We start from the raw sequence: 5,266 nt of genomic DNA on the forward strand, positions 1-5,266 counted from the left end.
GTGGAAGGCGCGCCAGGCGCCGTCGATTCGCTGGTGCTGCCGAAGGTCACCTCGCTCTCGGCGGTCAGCTGGCTCGACGTGCTGCTCGGCCAGGCGGAACAGGTGGCGGGCCTGCCGCCGGGCGCGATCGGCATCGAGGCCCAGATCGAGGACGCCGCGGGCCTGTCCGCCGTGGAGGCGATCGCCGCGGCGTCGCCGCGGCTGGTGTCGCTGGTGTTCGGGCCCGCCGACTTCATGGCGAGCATCGGGATGCGGTCGCTCACCGTGGGCGGCCAGCCCGCCGGCTACGACTTCGACGCGCACCACTACCCGCTGATGCGGATGCTGGTCGCGGCGCGAGCCAACGGGCTGCAGGCGATCGACGGACCGTACGCCCGGATTCAGGACACCGAGGGGCTGCGCAAGGCGTCGGCCAGCGTCGCCGCGCTCGGCTACGACGGGAAGTGGGTGCTGCACCCGGCGCAGGTGCCCGTGGTCAACGAGGCATTCACCCCGGCGGCCGAGGAGTACTGGCGGGCACTGGCCATCCTGGCGGCCTACGACCGCGCGACGTCGCTCGACCGGCGCGGCGCGGTCATGCTGGGCGACGAGATGATCGACGAGGCGTCCAGGAAGATGGCGCTGATGCTGGCCGCGAAGGGCGCGGCCGCCGGGCTGCCCGGACCCCCGCGGCCCCCCGGGCCTCCGGAGCTGCCACGGCCGCCCGAGTCAGCGGCCTGAGTTACGCGACTCCCCACGACCTGAGCGTGTCGAGCAGGCCGTCGGTCAGCGGCAGCGTGTCCAGTTCGGCCGGCCCCGCCCACACGGCGTCGTCCGCGTCGTCGCCGGGAACGAGCGTGCCGCCGGTGACGGCCGCCGCGTAGTCCCTGATGTCGAACACGCCGCCGTCGCTGACGGCCGGCCGCCGCACGCTGCCGATCAGCCGCCCGGGTGCGACGACGAGGCCGGTCTCCTCGCGGACCTCGCGCACCAGCGCCGCCGCGTCTGACTCGCCTGCCTCGACCCGCCCGCCGGGGATCGACCACAGCCCCTTGCCAGGCTCGTGACCGCGCTTGACCAACAGCAGCCGTCCAGCGTCATCCCTGATTACGGCGCCCACGCAGGAGATCACGTGTGTGCTCACGGCCCTAAGGGTAGACACGGGTGGGTGGCTGGAAGAGCGGTATGCCCGCGCTGCGGCAATGAAGCACGCGCTCCGACGGCGTGGTCGAGCGCGTGGCGATGCGACCTGCACGGCGAGATCTGCCCGCTAGCGCTGGCCAGGATGCCGTCGAAGGAATGCCTCGGCGGCCTGCTCGGCGACGCGCGGGTGCCGTTCTGGGTGCCGTGGCCGCTGCCCCAGGGCTGGCTGGTCACCGGGTTCACCGGCGCGGGCGACGAGCGCTCGGGCATCCGCGGATCGGCGGTCGCGGTGTCCGGCCCTAACCCGCTTGGCGGTCCCGCCGACCTGCTGATCGTCGCGGAAGAACCGGGTGTCGGTCTCGGCGCGGGCCTGGCCGGCCTGCCAGGTCCCGATCCCGGCGACGGCTTCGCGTCCGGCCAGCCGAACGCCACCGTCAAGGTCGCGAACCACGAGGCACCGCTCTGGCTGGTCGAGGTGGATCGCAAGGCCGTGTTCGCCGGCGAGGTGGCGGGCAGCTGGCTGTGGCTGGTGCTCTGGCCGGACACCGCCGGCGCGCTGCTCATCGAGCCGCTGGAGCTGCGCGACCTGCGGGATCCCGCCCAGGACCTGGATCTGCCGTTCGGCGCGCTGTCACCGCGGCTGCCTGCCTGAGCCGCCTGCCGCGCGCGGCGGGGCGGCGGCCCAAGTACGATTGCCGCCGTGCGCATTGACCTGCACGTGCACAGCAACGCCTCGGACGGCACGGATCCCCCGGCCGAGGTGGCCCGCCGCGCCGCGGCCGCGGGCCTCGACGTCGTCGCGCTGACCGACCACGACACGATGGCGGGCATCGCGGCGGCGGTGGCCGCGCTTCCGCCGGGGCTGACCCTGGTCCCTGGCCTGGAGCTGTCCTGCGCTATCCCCGATCATGGGGCCCCCTTGAGCGCCCGCAGCGTCCACCTGCTCGGCTACCTGTGCGATTCCGGCGACTCGGCGCTCGCCGCAGAGACGGAGCTGATCCGCGACGACAGGACCCGCCGCGCGCGGGCGATGGTCGCGCGGCTGGCGGAGCTCGGCGCCCCCGTCACCTGGGAGCAGGTCAGCGCGATCGCCGGCGACGCGGTCGTCGGCAGGCCGCACATCGCCCGCGCCCTGGCCGAAGCCGGCGTGGTCGCCACCCCGGCGGACGCCTTCACCGCCGAGTGGATAGCCGACGGCGGCCGCGCGCACGTCGGCCGCTACGCCCCCGACACGGCTCGCGGGATCGCCCTGGTCCGCGGCGCGGGTGGCGTTCCCGTCCTCGCCCACCCCCGCTCACCGGGGTACGAGATCGCGGATGAGGTAGTCGCCGGGCTGGCCGCCGCGGGCCTGGCTGGCCTTGAGGTCTTCCACCCTGATCATGATCATTCGGAACGTACGCGGCTGACTCAGCTAGCCAACTCGCTGGACCTGGTGATGACGGGCGGCAGCGACGACCACGGTGCCTTCAACGACAGCGGTCTCGGCAGCGAGACGACGCCGCCGGAGCAGTACGAGCGGCTGCTGGCCCTGGCGACAGGCGCCCGCCCCGTGACCGGCCCGGCGCTTACGGAGCCGCGATGACGTTCTTCTTGCAAGCGTTCGTCACGCTGTTCGTGATCATCGACCCGCCCGGGATCGTGCCGGTGTTCCTCGGGCTGACCAGGGGGCGGTCGGCACGGGCGCGCCGGAAGCTGGCCTGGCAGGCCGCGGTGGTGGCGTTCTCGGTGATCATCGGGTTCGCGCTGTTCGGGCGGGCGATCCTGAACTACACGCAAGTCGGGCTGCCCGCGCTGGAGGGCGCCGGCGGGCTGCTCCTGCTGCTCGTCTCGCTGCAGCTGCTCACCGGCCAGACGGAGGAGCCGACGTCAGCGGAGCGGGCCAAGGCCAACGTGGCGTTCGTGCCGCTCGGCACGCCGCTGCTCGCCGGCCCCGGCGCTATCGTGGCGACGATGCTGTACGTGCAGCGCGTGCACAGCGTGCTCAACGGGGTGGCGCTCGCGCTGGCCATCTGCGCCGTGGCCGTAGCGGCCTGGCTGTCGATGCGCTTCGCCGAGGTGATCCACCGGGTGCTGACCGACAACGGTGTCGAGCTGCTGACGCGGATCGCCGGCCTGCTGCTGTCGGCGATCGCGATCCAGCTCGTCGCCCAGTCCGCGATGGCTTTCGCCGCCCAGGCCGGGTAACCGTGCGCGCCCGTGCGGCGCGGAGCTAAAGTGGCGCGCATGGAAGCGCGGATCGAGCGACCAGGCGACGGCACGGCCTGGGTTATCGGCGACGACGACGAGGTGATCGTCATCGATCCTGGGGAGGATGCCGCCGGAGTGCTCGAGGCGGTGGGCGACCGCGAGATCCTCGCGGTGATCTGCACGCACGGCCACGCCAGCCATGTCACCGCCGCCATCGAGGTAGCCGAACGCGACGAAGCGCCGGTGGCACTGCACCCGGCGGACCGGCTGCACTGGCGGGCCACGCACCCGGACGACGCCGCCGACATCGAGATGGCCGACGGCGGCCGGTTCGAGGTCGCGGACGTGGCGCTCGAGGTCATGCACACGGCCGGGCACTCTCCCGGCTCGGTCAGCCTGTACTGCGCCGACCTCGGTACCGTGTTCACCGGAGACGCGCTGCTGGCCACCGGCCCCGCGGCGCACGAGGGGGAGTATCCCGACTTTCCCGGGCAGCTGACCGCGATCGGCGAGCGGCTGCTCGGCCTGCCGCCGCAGACCCGGGTGCTGCCCGGGCACGGCGAGGAGACCACGATCTCCGCCGCCGCGAAGCGGTTCGACGGCTGGGTGACCGCGGGCCCGGCCGTGGGCCTGAGCTAGCCCCGATGGAACAGCTCGGTTTCGAGGGGATGCCGAGACGGCTGTACACGTGCACGCCAACCCGGCTGACGACCTGGCTCGACTGCCCGCGGCGGTACCGGATGGGCTACCTGGACCGGCCCGCGCCGCCGAAAGGGCCGCCGTGGGCGCATAACAGCCTCGGTGCGAGCGTGCACAACGCGCTGGCCGGCTGGTGGCGGCTGCCGCTGCCCAGGCGGACCGCGCACGCCGCGGGCGCACTGCTCCAGCAGGGCTGGATCAACGAGGGCTACGCGAGCGACGACCAGTCAGCGAAGTACCGGGACTGGGCGCGCCAGCTGGTCGAGGGATACGCCGCCGGCCTCGACCCGGCCGACGAGCCGGTCGGCGTGGAGCGCACGGTGGCGACGCGCACCGACGTGATCGCGGTGTCCGGGCGGATCGACCGGCTGGACGCGCGCCCGTCGGACGGTGGCGGCACCGAACTCGTGGTGGTGGACTACAAGACGGGCCGCCACGTGCTGAGCGTCGACGACGCCCGCAGCTCGCTCGCGCTGGCGATCTACGCGATCGCCGCCGCGCGGGTGCTGCGCCGCGACTGCCGCCGGGTCGAGCTGCACCACCTGCCGACCGGGCAGGTGTTCGGCTGGGACCACACGCCAGAGTCGCTGCGGCGGCACCTGCGGCGGGCCGAGGACGTCGCGACCGAGTGCGCCGACGCCGACGAGCGCATGCGCGCGCCGCTGGCCGCGGACTCCTACGACGAGGTGTTCCCGCCGCGGACTTCGCCAGGCTGCGGCTGGTGCGCCTTTCTGCGGCACTGCCCGGAAGGACAGGCAGCGGCGGTGTCGCGGCGTCCTTGGGATGGGCTCGCTGAGTTGTAACACGGTTGGGCGCTCGTGGCTTGCGGTGTCACGCCGCGTTCAGTCAGGCCCTAGGACGGCCCGAACAACGCGGCTTTACACCGCTGCGCCATTCGCTTCCGCAGAAGTCCAGAAACTCGTCAGGGCGTGGGCTGTGGTTGCCGGGGCTTCGACGTTCGGGTTGTGTGCTGCCTCGGGGATGCAGAACTGTTGGGCGCCTAGGCGGGTGGACATTTCTGCTTGCAGCGTGGGGGGCCAGGCGTTGTCGTCTTCGCCGTAGAGGACCAAGGTTGGGATGTCCCGGGCGGCCAGCGCTTTGGTTTTGTCGCCTGCTGTGAGCAAATTGTTCGCCATGGTGATCATGGCGGTGGGGTTGTTGGTCAGCATCCGGTCCTTGAGGAACTCGAGGATTGGGGGCTTGACGCCCGCCTCAATCGCTTGGGGTTCCAGGGCGGAGTGCCAGATTTCTTCGATTT

8 protein-coding genes are annotated in these 5,266 nt (G+C 72.5%); 6 read left to right on the forward strand and 2 right to left on the reverse strand.

Annotated elements, in window-relative coordinates; all coding sequences use genetic code 11:
* The coding region (locus WA805_RS09610) for an HpcH/HpaI aldolase/citrate lyase family protein (protein ID WP_425242168.1) at positions 1-720 on the forward strand (720 nt) is incomplete at its 5' end.
* Position 721: 1 nt separating this feature from the next.
* Here WA805_RS09610 and WA805_RS09615 read toward each other — a convergent pair.
* Positions 722-1,123: an NUDIX hydrolase gene (locus WA805_RS09615; protein WP_425242169.1), complete on the reverse strand. Its 402-nt coding sequence runs from the start codon at positions 1,121-1,123 to the stop codon at positions 722-724.
* 24 nt (positions 1,124-1,147) lie between these two features.
* Between WA805_RS09615 and WA805_RS09620 the strand changes: the two genes are divergently transcribed.
* From WA805_RS09620 to WA805_RS09640, 5 genes are read left to right on the forward strand one after another with little or no spacing between them, the layout of a single operon-like run.
* Positions 1,148-1,774, forward strand: a complete 627-nt coding sequence (locus WA805_RS09620; RefSeq protein ID WP_425242170.1) for a DUF6758 family protein — start codon at positions 1,148-1,150, stop codon at positions 1,772-1,774.
* Positions 1,775-1,822: 48 nt separating this feature from the next.
* A complete protein-coding gene (locus tag WA805_RS09625) occupies positions 1,823-2,704 on the forward strand; it encodes a PHP domain-containing protein (RefSeq protein WP_425242171.1) in 882 nt (293 codons plus the stop codon).
* Positions 2,701-3,306, forward strand: coding sequence for a MarC family protein (locus tag WA805_RS09630; protein ID WP_422338794.1), 606 nt, complete (start codon positions 2,701-2,703; stop codon positions 3,304-3,306). The genes WA805_RS09625 and WA805_RS09630 overlap by 4 nt, the downstream gene beginning before the upstream one ends.
* Before the next feature lie 39 nt (positions 3,307-3,345).
* Positions 3,346-3,948, forward strand: a complete 603-nt coding sequence (locus WA805_RS09635; RefSeq protein ID WP_422291001.1) for an MBL fold metallo-hydrolase — start codon at positions 3,346-3,348, stop codon at positions 3,946-3,948.
* Positions 3,949-3,953: 5 nt separating this feature from the next.
* Positions 3,954-4,811, forward strand: a complete 858-nt coding sequence (locus WA805_RS09640) for a RecB family exonuclease (RefSeq protein WP_422277217.1) — start codon at positions 3,954-3,956, stop codon at positions 4,809-4,811.
* A 75-nt stretch (positions 4,812-4,886) separates the two neighbouring features.
* Here the strand turns inward: WA805_RS09640 and WA805_RS09645 are convergent.
* A partial coding sequence (locus WA805_RS09645; protein ID WP_425242172.1) for an alpha/beta fold hydrolase occupies positions 4,887-5,266 on the reverse strand: 380 nt, incomplete at its 5' end.

Origin of the sequence: Trebonia sp. (assembly GCF_049794275.1) — a bacterium.
Taxonomy (GTDB): Bacteria; Actinomycetota; Actinomycetes; order Streptosporangiales; family Streptosporangiaceae; genus Trebonia.